This window comes from Haematospirillum sp. H4485 (assembly GCF_012102745.1).
Taxonomy (GTDB): domain Bacteria; phylum Pseudomonadota; class Alphaproteobacteria; order Rhodospirillales; family Rhodospirillaceae; genus Haematospirillum.
In genome coordinates this window covers 73,503-92,219 of sequence record NZ_JAAVSY010000009.1, presented here as the reverse complement: position 1 = coordinate 92,219, position 18,717 = coordinate 73,503, and the positions used below count along the sequence as shown (strand labels likewise).

At 58.2% G+C, this 18,717-nt stretch carries 14 protein-coding genes; 10 read left to right on the top strand and 4 right to left on the bottom strand.

All coding sequences use genetic code 11. The annotated features are described in order from the left end of the window. Positions 1-568: 568 nt before the first annotated feature. The 6 genes from mdh (at position 569) to lpdA (ending at position 9,553) form a co-directional block, all read left to right on the top strand. Positions 569-1,528, top strand: coding sequence for a malate dehydrogenase (gene mdh, locus HEQ61_RS08020; protein ID WP_168020486.1), 960 nt, complete (start codon positions 569-571; stop codon positions 1,526-1,528). Between the two features lie 48 nt (positions 1,529-1,576). Beyond that, complete coding sequence (gene sucC / locus HEQ61_RS08015; RefSeq protein WP_168020484.1) at positions 1,577-2,776, top strand: ADP-forming succinate--CoA ligase subunit beta; 1,200 nt, start codon at positions 1,577-1,579, stop codon at positions 2,774-2,776. A 1-nt stretch (position 2,777) separates the two neighbouring features. Next, positions 2,778-3,653 carry a succinate--CoA ligase subunit alpha gene (sucD, locus tag HEQ61_RS08010; RefSeq protein WP_168020482.1) on the top strand — a complete coding sequence of 292 codons (876 nt, stop codon included), beginning with the start codon at positions 2,778-2,780 and terminating at the stop codon, positions 3,651-3,653. 161 nt (positions 3,654-3,814) lie between these two features. Continuing rightward, entirely contained in the window at positions 3,815-6,736 is a 2,922-nt protein-coding gene (locus HEQ61_RS08005; RefSeq protein ID WP_168020481.1) for a 2-oxoglutarate dehydrogenase E1 component, read from the top strand. A gap of 46 nt (positions 6,737-6,782) precedes the next feature. Beyond that, positions 6,783-8,054 (top strand): 2-oxoglutarate dehydrogenase complex dihydrolipoyllysine-residue succinyltransferase, encoded by a 1,272-nt coding sequence (odhB, locus tag HEQ61_RS08000; RefSeq protein WP_168020479.1) that lies wholly within the window; start codon positions 6,783-6,785, stop codon positions 8,052-8,054. A 98-nt stretch (positions 8,055-8,152) separates the two neighbouring features. Continuing rightward, positions 8,153-9,553 carry a dihydrolipoyl dehydrogenase gene (gene lpdA, locus HEQ61_RS07995; RefSeq protein ID WP_168020477.1) on the top strand — a complete coding sequence of 467 codons (1,401 nt, stop codon included), beginning with the start codon at positions 8,153-8,155 and terminating at the stop codon, positions 9,551-9,553. Positions 9,554-9,615: 62 nt separating this feature from the next. Here lpdA and HEQ61_RS07990 read toward each other — a convergent pair whose 3' ends face one another. Next, entirely contained in the window at positions 9,616-10,926 is a 1,311-nt protein-coding gene (locus HEQ61_RS07990) for an MFS transporter (protein ID WP_209315669.1), read from the bottom strand. A gap of 284 nt (positions 10,927-11,210) precedes the next feature. Here HEQ61_RS07990 and HEQ61_RS07985 point away from each other — a divergent pair, with 284 nt between their 5' ends. Next, on the top strand, positions 11,211-11,708 hold the full coding sequence (locus tag HEQ61_RS07985) for a Dps family protein (protein WP_168020475.1): 498 nt from the start codon (positions 11,211-11,213) through the stop codon (positions 11,706-11,708). 11 nt (positions 11,709-11,719) lie between these two features. Here HEQ61_RS07985 and HEQ61_RS07980 read toward each other — a convergent pair whose 3' ends face one another. The 3 genes from HEQ61_RS07980 to fsa are packed head-to-tail and all read right to left on the bottom strand — an operon-like array spanning position 11,720 to position 14,001. Then, the gene (locus HEQ61_RS07980; protein ID WP_168020473.1) at positions 11,720-12,652 is read right to left on the bottom strand and encodes a tyrosine recombinase XerC; all 933 of its coding nucleotides are present in this window, start codon (positions 12,650-12,652) and stop codon (positions 11,720-11,722) included. Beyond that, positions 12,645-13,334: a DUF484 family protein gene (locus HEQ61_RS07975; protein WP_168020471.1), complete on the bottom strand. Its 690-nt coding sequence runs from the start codon at positions 13,332-13,334 to the stop codon at positions 12,645-12,647. Before HEQ61_RS07975 ends, HEQ61_RS07980 begins: the two co-directional genes overlap by 8 nt. Positions 13,335-13,338: 4 nt before the next feature. Then, positions 13,339-14,001: a fructose-6-phosphate aldolase gene (fsa, locus tag HEQ61_RS07970; RefSeq protein WP_168020469.1), complete on the bottom strand. Its 663-nt coding sequence runs from the start codon at positions 13,999-14,001 to the stop codon at positions 13,339-13,341. Between the two features lie 93 nt (positions 14,002-14,094). Between fsa and HEQ61_RS07965 the strand changes: the two genes are divergently transcribed. The 3 genes from HEQ61_RS07965 to atpA all read left to right on the top strand — a co-directional run bounded on the left by HEQ61_RS07965 (position 14,095) and on the right by atpA (position 18,663). Then, positions 14,095-16,380, top strand: coding sequence for a primosomal protein N' (locus tag HEQ61_RS07965; RefSeq protein ID WP_168020467.1), 2,286 nt, complete (start codon positions 14,095-14,097; stop codon positions 16,378-16,380). A gap of 187 nt (positions 16,381-16,567) precedes the next feature. Beyond that, positions 16,568-17,128, top strand: coding sequence for a F0F1 ATP synthase subunit delta (locus tag HEQ61_RS07960; RefSeq protein ID WP_168020465.1), 561 nt, complete (start codon positions 16,568-16,570; stop codon positions 17,126-17,128). Then, complete coding sequence (gene atpA, locus HEQ61_RS07955; protein WP_168020463.1) at positions 17,128-18,663, top strand: F0F1 ATP synthase subunit alpha; 1,536 nt, start codon at positions 17,128-17,130, stop codon at positions 18,661-18,663. Before HEQ61_RS07960 ends, atpA begins: the two co-directional genes overlap by 1 nt. The last annotated feature ends 54 nt before the right edge of the window (positions 18,664-18,717 follow it).

The following is an 18,717-nucleotide window of genomic DNA, read 5'->3' as shown; positions in this document are numbered from 1 at the left end:
TGTGTCTGATGTCGTGGGCAGATTCGCGTGTTTGTGTCCTTGGCACGGGGTCTTGTTTTCCATCATGCATCCAGAGCGAAAAACAGCCGTCAAAACCTTTGGCATGGCGTATGGTACGGGATACGGTGCTGTTTGGACGGCTGCATGCGATGCAGCATGGTCAAGAGGGGTCGATCGCGACAATGGTCCCCACAGGCACAAGACAGGTGTTGCCGGGACCGGCCTTGGACGGTTCGGGCTTTTGCCTTGAGAGACATGGTCTGCGGCACAGTCTGCGGATGCCTCTGCCTGTGTGTCCGGAGAAAGAAACTGTTTGTCTGCAGGTGCTTTTCTTCCGGTATGTTTTTATGCCTGCGGTGTTGGCGTGCCGACTTGTTTTCAGGTGGGTATGTCGTTGTGTGATACCGGAAAGTGTGTGTCCTGGCGGCTTGCTTTCCGTGCAAAATCAGGCTATCGAAGGCCGCCTGTCGGGGTTGTCGACTCCCGCGCGGTACCCGTCCGGGAAACGCGATGAGCGGACTTGGCCTTTGGCATTCGCGCAGTTCGTAATCATACGAGGGGATTTTCCATGGCACGCAAGAAGATTGCTCTGGTCGGTGCTGGCAACATCGGCGGCACGCTGGCGCATCTGATCGGTCTGAAAGAACTGGGCGATGTCGTCCTGTTCGACATCACAGACGGTATCCCGCAAGGGAAAGGGCTTGATATCGCCGAATCCACGCCGGTGGAAGGTGTTGATGCCGCCTATTCCGGGGCCACGGACTATTCTGCCATTGCCGGTGCCGATGTCGTGATTGTTACTGCCGGCGTTCCCCGCAAGCCCGGTATGTCGCGCGATGACCTGATCGAAACCAATGCCAAGGTCATGGTTTCTGTCGGGAAGGGGATCCGTCAGTATTGCCCCAAGGCTTTTGTGATCTGCATCACCAATCCACTTGATGCCATGGTGTGGGTGCTGCGCGAAGCGGCTGGCCTGCCCCATCACAAGGTCGTTGGTATGGCCGGTGTTCTTGATTCCGCCCGCTTCCGGTATTTCCTGGCCGAGGAATTCAAGGTCTCGGTCAAGGATATTACCGCGTTTGTGCTGGGTGGTCATGGTGACACCATGGTGCCACTGGTTCGTTATTCGACGGTTGCCGGCATTCCGTTGCCGGATCTTGTCAAGATGAAGTGGATCTCCCAGAAAAAGCTGGACCAGATTGTTCAGCGGACCCGTGATGGAGGGGCCGAAATCGTTGGCCTGCTGAAGACGGGGTCGGCATTCTACGCGCCGGCTGCCTCTGCGGTCCAGATGGCGGAGTCCTATCTTAAAGACCAGCGCCGTCTGTTGCCCTGCGCCGCCTGGGTTGACGGACCGTATGGGCTGGACGGCATTTATGTTGGTGTGCCTGTTATTATCGGCGACAAGGGCGTTGAGAAGATCGTCGAGATCAAGCTCAACAAGGACGAAAAGGAAATGTTCGATCATTCCGTTGATTCCGTCCGTGGCCTGATTGCCAAGTCCCGGGAATTGATGCCCAAGGGGTAGGTCACAACAGTCCTCCCCCCGGGGGGCAAACCAGGAGAAGGCTGAAACATGAATATTCACGAGTATCAGGCCAAGGAACTGCTGAAGAAGTTTGGCGTTCCTGTTTTGGCGGGCGGTGTTGCCTATACCGCTGATGAGGCTGCCAAGGTGGCCTCTGGCCTGTCGTCACCGGTCTTTGTCGTAAAGTCCCAGATTCATGCCGGTGGGCGTGGAAAAGGCAAGTTCAAGGAATCTGCCGCCGGAGACAAGGGTGGCGTTCGTGTCGTCAAGTCCGTTGATGACGTCAAGGTGAATGCCGGACAGATGCTGGGCAAGACACTGGTGACCCATCAGACCGGCGCGGACGGCAAGGAAGTCAAGCGGGTTTACATTGAATCCGGTTGTGACATCCGCCGTGAACTATACCTGTCGATGCTCGTTGACCGTGCTACGTCGCGTGTTGCGGTCATGGTATCCACCGAAGGCGGTATGGACATCGAGGAAGTAGCTGCCCGCACCCCGGAAAAGATCATTGTTCAGGATATTGATCCCGCCTCGGGGATTTCCGGCTTCCATTGCCGCAAGCTTGCCTTTGCCTTGGGTCTGGAAGGAGGGCAGGTCGAGGTTTTCGGCAAGCTGCTGACAAGCCTGTACACGTGTTTCCTGGGCCTGGACATTGCCCTGCTGGAGATCAACCCGCTGGTTGTGACCGGTGATGGCACGGTCATCCCTCTGGACTGCAAGATGTCCTTTGATGACAACGCCCTGTACCGTCACAAGGAACTTGCCGACCTGCGTGACGAGGATGAGGAAGACCCTTCGGAAATCGAGGCGGCTCTCCACGCCCTGAACTATATCAAGCTGGATGGCTCGATCGGTTGTATGGTCAACGGTGCCGGTCTTGCCATGGCGACAATGGATATCATCAAGCTTTATGGTGGTTCACCGGCCAATTTCCTGGATGTTGGCGGTGGTGCGACCAAGGAGCGTGTGACCACAGCTTTCAAGATCATTCTCCGTGATCCCAACGTTAAAGGGATCCTGGTCAATATCTTTGGCGGGATCATGCGGTGTGATGTTATTGCCGAGGGCGTGGTGGCTGCTGCGCGTGAGGTATCGTTGAATGTTCCTCTGGTGGTCCGTCTGGAAGGCACGAACGTTGATCTTGGCAAGAAGATCATGCGTGAGTCCGGTCTGCCCATTATTGCCGCCGACAACCTGGCGGACGCGGCCGAGAAGGTCGTCAAAGCCGTGAAGGAGGCAAAATAAAATGGCCGTTCTTATTGGCAAGGATACCAAAGTTATCTGCCAGGGCTTTACCGGCAAGCAAGGTACGTTCCATTCCGAGCAGGCCATTGCCTATGGTACCCGGATGGTGGGTGGCACCAGCCCGGGGAAGGGTGGGTCGCGTCATCTGGATCTTCCGGTCTTCGACACAGTTCTTGATGCCCGGGCAAAAACCGGTGCCAATGCATCGGTGATTTATGTTCCTCCCCCGGGTGCGGCTGACGCTATTCTCGAGGCTATAGATGCCGAGATGGAGCTGATTGTTTGCATCACCGAAGGGATACCGGTTCTGGATATGGTGCGCGTCAAGCGGGCCTTGTCCGGATCGCGCAGCCGTCTGGTTGGCCCCAACTGCCCGGGTGTTATCACCCCGGGTGAGTGCAAGATCGGCATTATGCCCGGCCATATTCACCAGCGCGGCAAGATCGGCGTGGTCTCACGCTCCGGTACGCTGACGTATGAAGCGGTGGCCCAGACGACGGCTGCTGGATTGGGGCAATCTACCTGCATTGGCATTGGTGGTGACCCGGTTAATGGAACCAACTTCATTGATTGCCTGGAAATGTTCCTGGCCGACAAGGAAACCCAGGGCATCATCATGATTGGTGAAATTGGTGGATCTGCCGAAGAAGAAGCAGCCGAGTTCATCAAGAAGAGCAAGGTGAAAAAGCCGATGGTCGGTTTCATTGCCGGGGTGACAGCACCGCCGGGCAAGAGAATGGGCCATGCCGGTGCCATTATCTCCGGCGGCAAGGGCACGGCTGATGCCAAGATGGAAGCCATGCGCTCTGCCGGCATTGTGGTTGCGGACAGCCCTTCCGCTCTTGGCAGCACCATGCTGTCGTTGATGAAGGGTTGAGGTGATGGTGGGGAAACCGGTTGTCACGCGTTGTGGGTTCCGGTTTCCCGCGCATCCGTTTTGTCGGGATGCGTTTGTGTGATGTGGCCCGCACCGCGCCGGAACATCCCGGTCCGATCGCGGTTTGTTCAACAACGGGTATGACGTAAAGGACAGGAAGCGTGGAAGCTTCGTTCTTGACCGGCGCCAATGCCGCCTTTATCGCCGAGTTGTACCAGCGGTACCTCGACGATCCGTCGTCGGTTGATCCCAGCTGGATCGGCATGTTCAAGGAACTGATGGATGACCCCGCTGCTTTGGCGCGGGAAGTATCCGGTCCGGTTTGGGGACGTTCGAAGACCAAGGTTATTGGCGCCGCAGATGCCGATGCCCCTGCTGGTGGCAACAAGAAAAAGCCCGGCAGTGGGGGTGGTGTATCAGAAGCCGAGGTTCGTGCACGGGCCCTTGATTCCATACGCGCGCTCATGATCATCCGGACGTATCGGGTCCGTGGCCATCTGATGGCGACCCTTGATCCCTTGGGGATCAACGAACCGACACCACATCCCGAGCTGGATTATCGTACCTACGGCTTCACGGAAGCCGATCTGGACCGCGAAATTTTCATTGATGACGCTTTTGGACTGGAAAAGGCTACGCTGCGCCAGATCCTGACCCTGCTCCGGAAAACGTATTGCGATACCATCGGTGTGGAATTCATGCACATCCAGTATCCGGACCAGAAGGCCTGGATACAGGAGCGAATTGAAGCGCCCCGTGCGCCGGGTGATGGTCCTGCCCTTGGGCGTCGGGCTGTTTACGAGCGTCTGTGCGAAGCCGAGGGGTTCGAGAAATTCCTTCAGGTCAAGTACACCGGGACCAAGCGGTTCGGCCTTGAGGGAGGGGAAGCAACGATCCCGGCGATCGAACAGATCCTGCACCGGGGTAGCCAGCTGGGTATCGAGGAAGTTGTGATTGGCATGGCCCACCGGGGTCGGCTGAATGTGCTGACCAACATCATGCGCAAGCCATTCCGGGCCATGTTCTCTGAATTCCAGGGCAATTCCTCGAATCCTGACGAAGTTCAGGGATCCGGCGATGTGAAGTATCACCTTGGAACATCGGTTGACCGCGAGTTTGGCGGCAAGATGGTTCACCTGTCACTGCAGGCCAACCCATCGCATCTGGAAACCGTTGATCCCATCGTTCTGGGCAAGGTGCGTGCCCGTCAGACCCAGCTGGGTGATACAGCCCGGACCCGTGTTCTGGGGCTTCTTCTGCATGGCGACGCCGCATTCTCTGGCCAAGGGGTGGTGGCCGAGTGTTTTGTGATGAGCCAGTTGAAAGGGTATCGTACTGGCGGGACCATTCATGTTGTGGTCAACAACCAGATCGGCTTTACAACGGCGCCCCAGTACAGCCGTTCAGGAACGTATTGCACTGAAATTGCCAAAATGGTGCAGGCCCCGATCCTGCACGTCAACGGGGATGATCCGGACGCTGTTGTCCACGCGGCTCGCATTGCTGTCGAGTATCGTCAGGCCTTCGGTTCCGATGTGGTTCTGGATATTGTCTGCTACCGTCGCCACGGCCATAATGAATCCGATGAACCGGCGTTCACGCAGCCAAACATGTACCGCCGGATCGGTGCGCATGAAACGACATGCAAGCGTTACGCCGGGCGTCTGGTTGCGGACGGTGTTCTGAAATCGGACGAGGCTGACGGTATCTATGATGCCTTCCAGCAGCATCTGGAGCAGGAGTTCCAGGCGGCTGCCTCCTACAAGCCCAACAAGGCGGACTGGCTTGAAAGTCGCTGGAAGGGGCTGACCCGTCTTTCGGATGAAGAGGAAAGCCAAGAGTATGATACCCAGGTTCCGCTTGATGTCCTGAAAGATGTTGGTCGCGCCCTTTACACGCCACCGAAGGATTTCGACGTCAACCGGAAGATCCTGCGCCAGCTCAAGGCAAAGGAAGACATGTTCAAGACAGGCAAGGACATTGACTGGGCAACCGGTGAAGCCCTTGCCTTCGGGACCCTGCTTCTGGAAGGTCACCCGGTTCGCTTGTCCGGTCAGGACTGCGGGCGCGGTACATTCTCGCAGCGCCATTCGGTTCTGGTCGATCAGACAAGCGAAAAAACCTATGTTTCCCTCAATCACATCCGTACAGGCCAGGCCCAGTACGAGGTTCTGGACAGTCCACTGTCGGAATACGGGGTGCTTGGTTACGAGTACGGGTATTCCATGGCAGAACCCAATGGGCTGACCCTCTGGGAGGCCCAGTTCGGGGACTTTGCCAACGGGGCCCAGATTATCTTTGACCAATACATCGCGTCTTCGGAGTCAAAGTGGCTGCGCCTGTCGGGCCTGACTGTCCTGTTGCCGCACGGTTTCGAAGGGCAGGGGCCGGAGCATTCCTCCGCCCGTCCGGAGCGTTATCTCCAGCTGTGCGCCGAGGACAACATGCAGGTCTGCAACCTGACGACGCCTGCCAATTATTACCATGCCTTGCGACGTCAGTTGCGCCGGAATTTCCGCAAGCCGCTGATTATCATGACTCCGAAATCCCTGCTCCGGCACAAGCTGGCAGTCAGCACGTTGTCAGAATTTGGTCCGGGGTCTGCATTCCGGCGTGTGATTGGCGAGAAGCTAGGCGACCTGAAGAAAAATGTGAAGGTGCGTCGGGTCGTTCTGTGCAGTGGCAAGGTCTATTATGATTTGTTGCAGGCCCGTATGGATCAGGATATCGGCGATGTTGCAATCATAAGGGTCGAGCAGCTGTATCCATGGCCAAAGGCTGCCATTGTCCGCGAGTTGTCCCGTTATCCGGGTGCAGAGATTGTCTGGTGTCAGGAAGAGCCGGCCAATGGTGGATACTGGACCTTTGTGAAGATGCGTCTGGATGTTCTTCTGGAAGAAATGGGCCACAAGACCGGCAAAGCTCATTATGTCGGTCGTACGGCTTCGGCTTCCCCCGCGACAGGCAGTTACAAAAAGCACAATGCCGAACAGGCTCTGCTGGTTGAACAGGCACTGTCCTGGGCTTTCAAGGATTTGCCACAGCCCTTCCGACGGGCACCCACCCCGGGCAAGCCGGCTTGATTGCCGGGCTGCTCCGCCGTAATACGACGACACAATCGAGGACGTCATGGCTACCGAACTCAAAGTCCCCGCCCTGGGTGAATCTGTTTCCGAAGCAACCGTTGCCAAGTGGTTCAAGAAGCCGGGCGACGCGGTCAAGGCCGATGAGCCATTGGTCGAGCTTGAAACCGACAAGGTGACGGTCGAGGTCAATGCCCCGGTTTCCGGTGCGTTGGCAGAGATTGTTGCCGATGTTGGTGCCGAGGTGGCTGTGGGTGCCATTCTGGGGCGGATCAACGAAGGGGCTGCCGGCTCTGCCGGGTCTTCTGCTGCTCCGGCCAAGGCGGCTCCGGCTCCTGCGGCTTCGGCCCCGCCCAAGGCAGCACAGGCACCTGCTGCGCCCGCTCCTGCGGCTCGTTCCGGTGCCAATGCTGATCATCCATTGTCGCCGGCTGTGCGCAAGCTGGTGGAGGAGCACAGCCTGGATCCGTCCAGGATACCGGCATCCGGCAAGGATGGCCGCCTGACCAAGGAAGATGTACAGGCGTTTCTTGCGTCCGGCAAATCGGCTCCTGGTCCGGCTGCCCAGGCTGCGGCGGCGATGCAGCCGGGTGCAGCAGCAACCATGGCCCGTGGCCCGCGTGAAGAACGGGTGAAGATGACCCGCCTGCGTCGTTCCGTTGCCAAACGTTTGAAGGATGCCCAGAACACGGCTGCCATGCTGACCACGTTCAACGAAGTGGACATGACCAGTGTCATGGAGCTGCGCAACCGTTACAAGGACGCCTTCGAGAAACGCCACGGTGTGCGGCTTGGCTTCATGTCCTTCTTTGTGAAGGCTTGTGTCCAGGCTTTGCAGGAAATTCCGGCAGTGAATGCCGAAATTGACGGCGATGACATTGTCTACAAGAACTACTACGACATTTCGGTGGCGGTTGGTGGGCCTCAGGGGTTGGTTGTGCCGGTTGTCCGGGATTGCGACCGCCTCAGTTTCTCCGAGATCGAGAAGACAATTGGTGACTTTGGCAAGAAGGCCCGTGACGGCAAGCTGACCATGGAAGACATGCAGGGCGGTACGTTTACGGTCTCCAATGGTGGGGTTTATGGATCCCTCATGTCGACGCCTATCCTCAATCCGCCGCAGTCGGGCATTCTGGGAATGCACAAGACCCAGATGCGTCCGATGGTCATGCCTGATGGGTCGATTGCGGCCCGCCCGATGATGTATCTGGCCTTGTCCTATGATCACCGGATCATTGATGGCAAGGAAGCGGTCACGTTCCTGGTGCGGGTGAAGGAATGTCTTGAGGATCCGGGACGGATCCTGATGGATATCTAGTTGTGTGTTGACGGAGGGCGGGGAATCCAGCCCTCCGTTATCTGTTTCCGCCCCCGGGGCGCGGGGTTTGTCACATCCTTTCCGGAAGGGTATATCGCATGTCGGAAGTCTACGATCTGGTTGTCATTGGCGGGGGGCCGGGCGGATATGTTTGCGCCATCCGGGCGGCTCAGCTTGGCATGAAGGTCGCATGTGTCGAGAAGCGCGGCGCACTGGGCGGGACCTGCCTCAATGTCGGCTGTATTCCATCCAAGGCCCTGTTGCATGCCACACACATGTATGAGCATGCGGCCCACCATATGGGTGATCTTGGTGTTGCCGTCTCTGGTGTCCGGCTGGATCTGCCCAAGATGATGGCGCACAAGGACAAGGTGGTTTCGGACAATACCGGCGGTATCGAGTTTCTGTTCAAGAAAAACAAGATTACCTATATTAAGGGCGCCGGCAAGATTACCGCGCCGGGCACTGTCCAGGTCAGTGGCGCCCAGGCCCAGACGGTGCAGGCAAAGAATATTGTGATTGCCACCGGGTCGGACGTTATGCCGCTTCCGGGTGTTACCATTGACGAGAAGCGTATTGTTTCGTCCACCGGTGGGCTGTCGCTGTCGTCTGTTCCGGGGAAGATGGTGGTGATCGGGGCCGGGGTGATCGGTCTGGAGCTGGGGTCGGTCTGGCGTCGCTTGGGGGCGGAGGTGACAGTCGTCGAATATCTGGACTTTATCCTGCCGCCAATGGATGGCGAGATCCGCAAGCAGGCCCAGAGAATTCTCGAAAAGCAGGGAATGAACTTCCGTCTGGGATACAAGGTCACGGGCGCTTCTACGGGCAAGAAGGGTGTATCCCTGAAGCTGGAGCCATCAAAGGGTGGTGCCGGTGAGACCTTGGATGCTGATGTGGTGCTGGTTGCCATCGGCCGTCGCCCCTATACCGAGGGACTTGGTCTTGAGAGCATTGGTGTTGTTCCGGACTCCCGTGGTTTTATTGCCGTTGATCACGATTATCAGACCAAGGCCCAAGGCGTGTTCGCCATTGGTGATGTGATCGGCGGGCAAATGTTGGCCCACAAGGCCGAGGAAGAAGGAGTGGCCGTAGCTGAACTTCTGGCCGGCCAGTCCGGGCACGTCAACTATGGGGCTATTCCGTCTGTGGTTTACACTGATCCTGAAATAGCTATGGTCGGGAAAACAGAGGAACAGCTGAAAGCAGACGGCGTGGCCTACAAGGTTGGCAAGTTCCCCTTTACGGCCAACGGGCGGGCGCGTGCAAACAATACGACCGACGGGTTGGTCAAGGTGCTGGCGGACGCAAAGACAGACCGCGTTCTGGGGTGCCATATTGTGGGAGCCATGGCCGGTGATCTGATTCAGGAAGTGGTTGTAGGTATGGAGTTCGGGGCTTCTGCCGAAGATATAGCCCGTTCCAGCCATGCGCATCCCCAGCTTGGAGAAGCGATCAAGGAAGCCATGCTGGCTGTGGACAAACGTCCCCTGCATATCTGAACAGGTACTTTGTCTGAAGAAAACCCGGCCATATGGCCGGGTTTTTTGTGGCGTCCTGATACTTATGCCGCTGTTCCCTGAATGGATACCATCCGGACGGAACGATGACGGCACAGGGATGCGGTGATCAGGCCAACAACCCCCATGCCCAAGGCAAACCACACGCAGATCCAAGTGTTTTCCGGCATCAGGGCAATCAGCAGGGGTGGGGTAAAGCTGGCCCACAGGGAGTAGGCAATATTGTAAGTCAACGAAATGCCTGATACCCGCATTTCTGTGGGGAAGAGGCCAACCATCACCGATGGAACCGTACCGACAATGCCACAGCACAGGCCGGACACCACGCAGGCCGCAACGAGCCAGGCGCCTCCCCCCAGAATACCGGCATACAGAACCGCAACGCCAATCGGTAGAAGCAGGCTGTACAGCATAACGCCCTTCCAGGCTCCGATCCTGTCCACCACCATGCCGGCGATAACACAGCCAATGTTCAGGCACATGATGGCAACGCAGCTGAGAGAGAAGGTGGACTCGGCCGACATGCCAAACAGCTTTTGCAGCATGGTTGGTGTTACAACCACCAGAACAATGACGGCAGATGCAAGCACACATGTCAGGATGACAGCCGGAATCAATGATGCAGACTGTGTACGTACCACATCGCCCAAGGGGAATTTTCCGGAACGGTCACGCATGGCGGCCATGCGGATGAACAGCGGGGTTTCGTTCAGCCATTGACGCAGCCAAACCCCGGTGATGCCAAAAAAGCCGCCAATCAGGAAAGGCAGGCGCCAGCCGTAGTCCAGCATCTCTTCCGGGGTGAAGGTTTTGGCCAGCAGGGTCGCGACGATTGCGGCAAGCAGATAGCCCAAGGTCAGGCCCGCCTGTAATAGACCAAGGGAATAGCCACGGCGGTGAGCCGGCGCGTGTTCTGCCACAAAAACCCAGGCACTGGGTACTTCTCCCCCGACGGCTGCGCCTTGAATAATGCGCAACAGCAGAAGAATACCCGGAGCCAGATACCCGATTTCAGCATAGGTCGGCATCGCACCGATAACAAAGCAGGGCAGGGCCATCATCAGGATGCTGAGGCTGAATGCCTTTTTGCGCCCGTGTCTGTCGGCAAAGTGAGCCATCAGAATGCCACCAAGCGGTCGAGCCAAGTAGCCCGCTGCAAAAACACACACTGTCTGTAAAAGGCGGAACCATTCCGGTCCTTCGGGTGGAAAGAACAGCTGGCTGATTGTCAGGGCAAAAAACACGAAGATAATGAAGTCATAAATCTCCAGTGCCCCCCCCAGGGCGGCCAGGCACAGGGTTTTATGATCAACGGCGGACATGCCGTCATGCTTGACAGACGATTTGCTGAACACGGCGATCCTTTCATGAAGACCCGTTGTGTCCTGTTGACAGGGATACCCCGGGCTTGTCGGCACATTCACCCAGGCAAAAGACGAGTTATGGGCCCGACAGTCCGACCTGCGAATGTAAAATACATAAGGTTGATCAAACTTCAAGAAATCTATATCAGCGTGTTTATGGTCTGGTCCTGCAGAGTCTGTGTAGCGGCAGGAATATGTCTGTACGTCTCTGTTGCGCTGTCATACCATCTGGGTTGTTCCCATCGTCTTTTCCTGCATGGCGAAAGGAAAACCGTATGTCCCGCAAGACGGCTTCTGCACCGGCAACAAAAATTGATATCGGTATTCCCGAAAAACAGAGACTGAAGATTGCTGATGGTCTTTCCCGTCTTCTGGCCGATACCTACACACTTTACATCAAGACCCATAATTTCCATTGGAATGTTACCGGTCCGATGTTCAATACCCTGCATATGATGTTTGAAACCCAGTACAATGAACTGGCCTTGGCTGTTGATCTGGTGGCAGAACGTATCCGCGCCCTTGGAGCTTATGCGCCCGGTTCGTACAAGCAGTTTTCGGCACTGACGTCCCTGAAGGAAGAGACCGGCGTGCCAGCAGCCGAGGACATGATTGCCCAGCTTGTGAAAGGGCACGAGGCTGTTGCCCGTACGGCGCGGGATGTTTTTCCCCTGGCGGAAGATGCCCGCGACGAGTCAACAACAGACTTGCTCACCCAGCGGCTTCAGGTGCACGAAAAGACGGCTTGGATGCTGCGTTCCATGCTGGCCTAGGTCTTCTGTTCTCAGGCACGGGGGTGCGCTGAGCGATGCACCTCCAGAAGGCGGCTGTCATCCACGGCTGTGTAGCGCTGTGTTGTGCTGAGCGAGGCGTGACCCAGAAGTTCTTGGATGGTGCGCAGGTCTCCTCCGCCGGCCAGGAGGTGTGTGGCAAAGCTGTGGCGCAGGGCGTGTGGTGTTGCGTTTTCATCAAGGTTGAGCAGCACCCGTAACCGCCGCACCTGACGCTGTACAACGCCCGGGTTCAGGGCCTTGCCCCGTGTTCCCAGGAACAGCGGGCGGTTCGGGTATTCCGGCCATGGGCATGCGTTGCGATACTTCAGAATGGCTTCCCGGACCATCGGCAACACGGGGACGACCCTTTGCCGTTTGCCTTTGCCGGTGACCACCATACTGTCTGAAGCCGGGCTTTGGCTGACTGTCAGGCCAAGGGCTTCCCCCAGGCGCAGGCCGCATCCGTACAACAGCAGAAGTAAAGCGGTGTCCCGGGCTGCCAGCCATGGTTCATCGTGCAGGGCTGATGCACTTGCAATGGCTTCCAGCGCGGCATCTTCGCTCAAGGGGCGGGGGAGGTGTTGTGGCTGGCGGGGGGTTCGGACGGTTTTCAAAGCCGGGTTGCTGCAAAAACCCGCCCGGTCCAGGAAGCGGAAAAAGTTGCGCAACGTTGACAGCCCGCGTGCCAGCGAGGGGCGTGACAGCCCTTCCTGCGTTCGTGCGGCCAGGAAGGCCCGGAAGTCAGACCCTTTCAGCTCTGTCAGGGTAGGCAGGTCAGGAACGGTGCCGTGGAAATGAACAAGAAAATTCAGAAAAGTTGCTAGGTCGCGGGTGTAGGCATCCAGCGTATGTGTGCTGCAGCGTCGTTCTGCCGAGAGCCAGCTGCGCCATTCATCAATGGCGTGGTGCAGGTCGGCGGCGGTACAGGTGTGGAGATCAGTCACGGGTCAGCCAGCGTATCAGGCAGAAGTCAAGGACGGTGGCAAGGAAAACCAGAAGTTCGGTTCCCTGCCCGGGTTCAAAGGTTCCCGTGTCCCGGCTGGCCAGGGCCAGAACCGCAGGGGGGTGGCCGGAATGTCGCAAGCGCACCAGCGCATCGGAGCGGATCAAGGCCGATGCTTCACCATACAGAGCTGCTCCGGTTCCGCAGAAAGGACGCAGACGCACGTCACTGTCCCCCAGCAGCCGGTCAATTTCACCATGCGGAACCTGGATGACCTGACCGGCAAGGGGAAGGGGCAGGCCTGGTTCACAGATCAGGGCCGCCAGATCCACGTGCACCATCATGGGTACATCCTGGGTCAGGGCAATCATCAGGTCTTGCAGGCTTTCGGCCCCCAAAAGCGCGACAACGGCATGGTGGGTTGCGTTCTGCAGGCTCATATTTTCGCGGGCGGTGTGTATGACCTCCCGGGCTCCTGCCCGCAGCTCGTCAGCTTCTGTGCGCAGGGCTTTGAGGGCACGTGCCTGGAAATCAACCACCCCGGCCCCAAGATCACGGTCCGGCAGCAGGGATGCCATCAGCTCCGGTCGCTCCATCAGGAAATCCGGGTTGGACTTCAGGAAGAGTTCCACGTCCGAAGGTGACAGGGGCTGTGGAACCGGATCTCGGGTGCCGGGGTTCATCACCCTAGCCCTCCAGGATGGACTGGCCGGTCCTGGCCCAGTCGGACAGGAAGGTTTCCAGGCCGCTGCGTGTCAGTGGGTGGCTGATCATCTGCTCCATGACCTTGGCAGGCATGGTGGCCACGTGGGCACCCATGCGGGCTGCGTCGACCACATGCAGGGGCGAGCGAATCGATGCGGCCAGAATTTCGGTCTGGATGGCAGGATAGTTGGCGAAGATCGTGGCAATGTCATCGATCAGGGCCATTCCGTCGTGGGACAGGTCATCCAGCCGTCCGACAAACGGGGATACAAACGTTGCCCCGGCCTTTGCAGCCAGAATGGCCTGTGCAGCGGAGAACACCAGCGTGACATTGACCATGCCCCCGTCGCCGGTAATGGCACGGCATGCCTTCAGCCCATCGGCTGTCAGGGGAACCTTGACGGCTACATTCGGGGATATGCGGCGCAGAACTTCTGCCTCGCGCATCATGGTGTCAAAGTCGGTCGCGGTCACTTCGGCGCTGACCGGACCACGGACAAGGTCGCAGATCTCACGAACCACTTCGACAAACTTGCGGCCCGAGCGGGCAACCAGGGTCGGGTTGGTGGTCACGCCATCGACAAGGCCAATGTCGGCCATGGCGCGAATTTCGGAAACATCGGCGGTATCAAGAAAGAATTTCATGGCAGGAGAATCTCTGTGGCTGAATACGCAGGATCGGAATTCAGGCTTACGAAGGCATGGTATCCTTGGGCCCGTCCGGTTAGAGTGTAGCCCATGCCGGAGTCCAATCCCACCCCAGACATTGCCCTTTCATCCCTGTCCCCGCGTTTGCCTGCGGATGACTGCGGGGCTGATGATGCTTGTTTTGTCGAAGGAAGCATTGTGGCAGTTCTTTTGCCGCTGCCTGTGGAGGGGCCCTATGACTATAGTGTACCATCCGGCATGACCCTGAGGCCCGGCACTGCGGTGCGGGTTCCGTTGGGGCGGAAGATGGTTTGCGGCATTGTCTGGGGGCCGGGGGCGGGCATGCTTGATCGCGCTCGCATTCGGCCGGTGGATGCGGTGCTTGAGAATGCCCCCCACATCCCTGCCGTCTCGCGGCGTTTTGTGGAGTGGGTTGCGGCCTGGACAATGGCGTCCCCCGGCGCTGTCCTGAAGATGGTTTTACCTGTTGCCGATGCGCTGGAGGAGGAGCCTGCCCGTTCCCTGTGGCGCTGGGCTGGTGATGGTCCAGATCGTGCGGAAATGCCTCGCATGACGCCGGCACGGCTGCGGGTGCGTGATGTCATGGCCGGGCAGGCTGTTCCGTTATCCCTGTCGGATATGGCCCGGCTGGCTGGTGTCAGCGTATCGGTTGTGCGTGGTCTTGCGGAGGCCGGCCTTTTGCAGGCTGTTGCCGATAGTGTGCCCGCTGATGCCATGCCGGACGGGACCCTTGCCGGCCCCGTTCTGTCGTCGGATCAGGAGCGGGCCGCAGCCCGGCTGGTAGATGCTGTAGGGCATGGATACCGCTGTACGATCCTTGAAGGCGTGACCGGATCCGGCAAGACGGAGGTTTACTTTGAAGCCGTTGCCTCTGCGCTGCGGGCTGGTTTGCAGGTGCTGGTCCTGTTGCCGGAAATTACTCTGACCGCGCAATGGCTGGAGCGTTTCCGGGTGCGTTTTGGCGCCTTGCCGTCGCAGTGGCATTCCGATCTTTCGTCGGCTGTTCGGCGGCGGACCTGGCGCGCGGTTGCCAACGGGACAGCCTCTGTCATCGTGGGGGCCAGGTCTGCGCTGTTCCTGCCGTATGCCAAGCTGGGCCTGATTGTTGTGGATGAAGAGCACGAGGCGGCCTTCAAGCAGGAAGACGGTGTGGTCTATCACGGCCGTGACATGGCTGTGGCCCGTGCGCATCTGGCGGGCATTCCGGTTATTCTGGCATCAGCGACGCCATCCCTGGAGACCGTTATCAACGGGCGGGAACGGCGCTACGATCGTGTGCATCTGGGCAGCCGTCATGGTGCAGCGGTTCTGCCGGACGTCGATATTCTGGATGTGCGTCGTGATCGTCCCGAGCCGGGGGCGTGGGGCCCGTCATGGTTGGCACCAACCTTGGTGAATGCCCTGGAGCAGACTCTTGCTGCGGGAGAGCAGGCACTGCTGTTCCTGAACCGTCGCGGCTATGCCCCCCTGACATTGTGCCGGACGTGCGGGCATCGTTTGCAGTGTCCGCATTGTACGGCGTGGCTGGTGGAGCATCGCCGCCATGCGCGTCTGCAGTGTCATCATTGCGGATATTATGTTGCCCGTCCTGACTTTTGCCCGTCCTGTGAAGCGCCGGATGATTTTGCAGCCTGCGGCCCGGGCGTTGAACGGATTGCTGAGGAAGTGGCAGGCCGCTTCCCTCATGCCCGCATGGCGCTGGTTGCATCTGACACCCTGTCAGGGCCGCGCGCCGTTGCGTCTTTGGTCCAGCAGGTGCAGAACCGTGATGTAGATATTCTGGTTGGCACGCAGGTGCTGGCAAAGGGGCTCCATTTTCCGTTCCTGACACTGGTCGGGGTTGTTGATGCGGATCTTGGTTTGTCTGGTGGTGATCTGCGCGCGGCGGAGCGAACCTATCAGATGTTGTCGCAGGTTGCCGGCCGGGCCGGACGCAGTGATCGACCGGGAAAGGTTCTCCTCCAGACTTTCCAGCCTTCCCACCCTGTTTTGCAGGCGCTGGCCGGAGGGGATCCCGCTGTGTTTCTGGAAGCGGAGGCCGAGGGGCGTCGTTTGATGGGAATGCCGCCTTTCGGACGTTTGGCCGCCTTGATCGTTTCTGGCCCGGATGCGTCCCGTGTCGAACAGACAGCACGTGCCCTGGCCCGGGTGGCACCGTCCATGCCGGAGGTTGAGGTTCTGGGGCCTGCCCCGGCTCCCATGGCTTTACTGAGAGGTTTGTACCGCTGGCGTTTGTTGTTGAAGGCGCCGCGCAGTGTGCGCATTCAACCGATCGTGCGGTCGTGGCTTTCCCGTGTTCCTCTGTCCGGGCGGGTGCGGGTCCAGATTGATGTCGATCCGTACAGTTTTCTGTGACCGGATTGTACCGGGTATGACAGCATGTGTGGGCGTCAGGTGCTTGCAACGCAGGACGCGTTATGTTACCAACCAACCGCGCCGGAGGGGGCCTTGATCCTTTCTCCGGTTTCCAGACGTTTGAAAAACAGCTTTCAGAAGATTTCTATCCACCTGTATTCTTTTGTTTTCCCGGGGCAAGCAGAACGTGTCATCCGAAATTGCAGGAACAAAAGGTTTGGCAGACCGATATGCCTTGGCGCTGTATGAGCTTGCCGAGGAACGCGGTGTGCTTGACCAGGTGGCCGGAGACTTGCGGCGGTTCCAGTCCATGCTTGATGAGAGCGCTGACCTGATGCGCCTGATCGCCTCTCCCGTTGTTACCCGGAAGGAACACCGGAAGGGTATTGTCGCGCTGGCCGAGAAAGCTGGTCTTTCCGAATTGTCGCGTCATTTTCTTGGTCTCTTGTCCACAAACCGTCGCTTGCCAGCTTTGTCCGGCATTATAGCGGCGTATCTGGCGCGCCTGTCCGCCGCGCGCGGCGAGGTAACGGCCGAGGTCGTTTCTGCCAGAAAGCTTTCCGACAGCCAGTCCCAAGCCCTGTCTGCCGCCTTGCGTCAGGCTGTGGGCAAGGACGTCGCTGTCCGCTCCACAATTGATCCGTCCATCCTTGGCGGTCTGATCGTAAGAATTGGGTCAAGGATGGTTGACAACAGCGTTCGCACAAAGCTGCAACGTCTTCAGCTTGCCATGAAAGGGGTCGGGTGATGGAAATCCGCGCCGCGGAAATTTCCGCTATCCTCAAGGAACAGATTGCCAGCTTTGGTACCGAAGCTGAATCCGCCGAAGTTGGTCGTGTGCTCTCCGTCGGTGACGGTATTGCCCGCATTCATGGCCTGGACAAGGTCCAGGCCGGTGAAATGGTCGAGTTTCCCGGCGGCATCAAGGGAATGGCTCTTAACCTGGAAACAGACAACGTCGGTGTTGTTGTTTTTGGTGATGACCGTTCGATCCGTGAAGGGGACACCGTTCGCCGTACCAGCTCCATTGTGGATGTTCCGGTTGGCAAGGGGCTTCTGGGCCGTGTGGTCGACGGTTTGGGCAATCCGATTGACGGCAAGGGCACTCTGCCTGATGTGTCGCGGAGCATGGCTGACGTCAAGGCTCCTGGGATTATTCCCCGCAAGTCTGTTCATGAGCCGATGCAAACCGGCCTGAAGGCCATTGACTCCCTGATCCCGATCGGGCGCGGCCAGCGTGAGCTGATCATCGGGGACCGCCAGACAGGCAAGACTGCGGTTATCATCGACACCATTCTCAACCAGAAGAAAGTCAATGATGCGGCTCGCAACGACAGCGAAAAGCTGTTCTGCATCTATGTGGCAGTTGGTCAGAAGCGTTCCACTGTTGCCCAGGTTGTGAAGACCTTGGCAGATCACGGTGCGCTGGACTACACCATTGTGGTGGCTGCTACCGCATCCGAGCCGGCTCCCATGCAGTTCTTGGCGCCCTATACAGGCTGCACCATGGGTGAGTATTTCCGCGACAACGGCATGCATGCGGTTATCTTCTATGATGATCTGTCCAAGCAGGCGGTTGCCTATCGTCAGATGTCGCTGCTGCTGCGCCGTCCTCCCGGACGTGAAGCTTATCCGGGCGACGTGTTCTATCTGCACAGCCGCCTTCTGGAGCGTGCGGCAAAACTTGGTGATGCTGCGGGCAAGGGGTCGCTGACAGCTCTGCCGGTTATTGAAACCCAGGCAAACGATGTTTCGGCCTATATTCCGACCAACGTGATTTCTATCACCGACGGCCAGATTTTCCTGGAAACAGACCTTTTCTTCAAGGGTATCCGTCCGGCTGTGAACGTTGGTCTGTCTGTGTCCCGCGTTGGTTCTGCGGCGCAGATCAAGGCAATGAAGCAGGTTGCCGGTACCATCAAGATGGATCTGGCCCAGTATCGGGAAATGGCGGCTTTTGCCCAGTTTGCCTCGGATCTGGATCCGGCAACACAGAAGCTGCTGGCCCGCGGTGCCCGCCTGACCGAGCTTCTGAAGCAGCCCCAGTTCAGCCCCATGCCGGTTGAAGAGCAGGTTGTTTCAATCTTTGCCGGTACGCGCGGCTATCTGGATTCATTGCCTGTGTCTGCTGTTAACCGCTATGAGCGTGAGATGTTGGCAGAGATGCGGAACAAGGGCGCGGATATGATTGCGGCCATTCGTTCTGAGAAGGCTATTTCCAAGGAAACGGAAGCGAAACTGATTGCGTTCTTGGATGGCTTTGCCAAAGCTTTTGCTGCTTGAGACAAGGGTGTCGCGTACTGTTCCCGGCTATGTCGGGAACAGGTAGTTTGAACC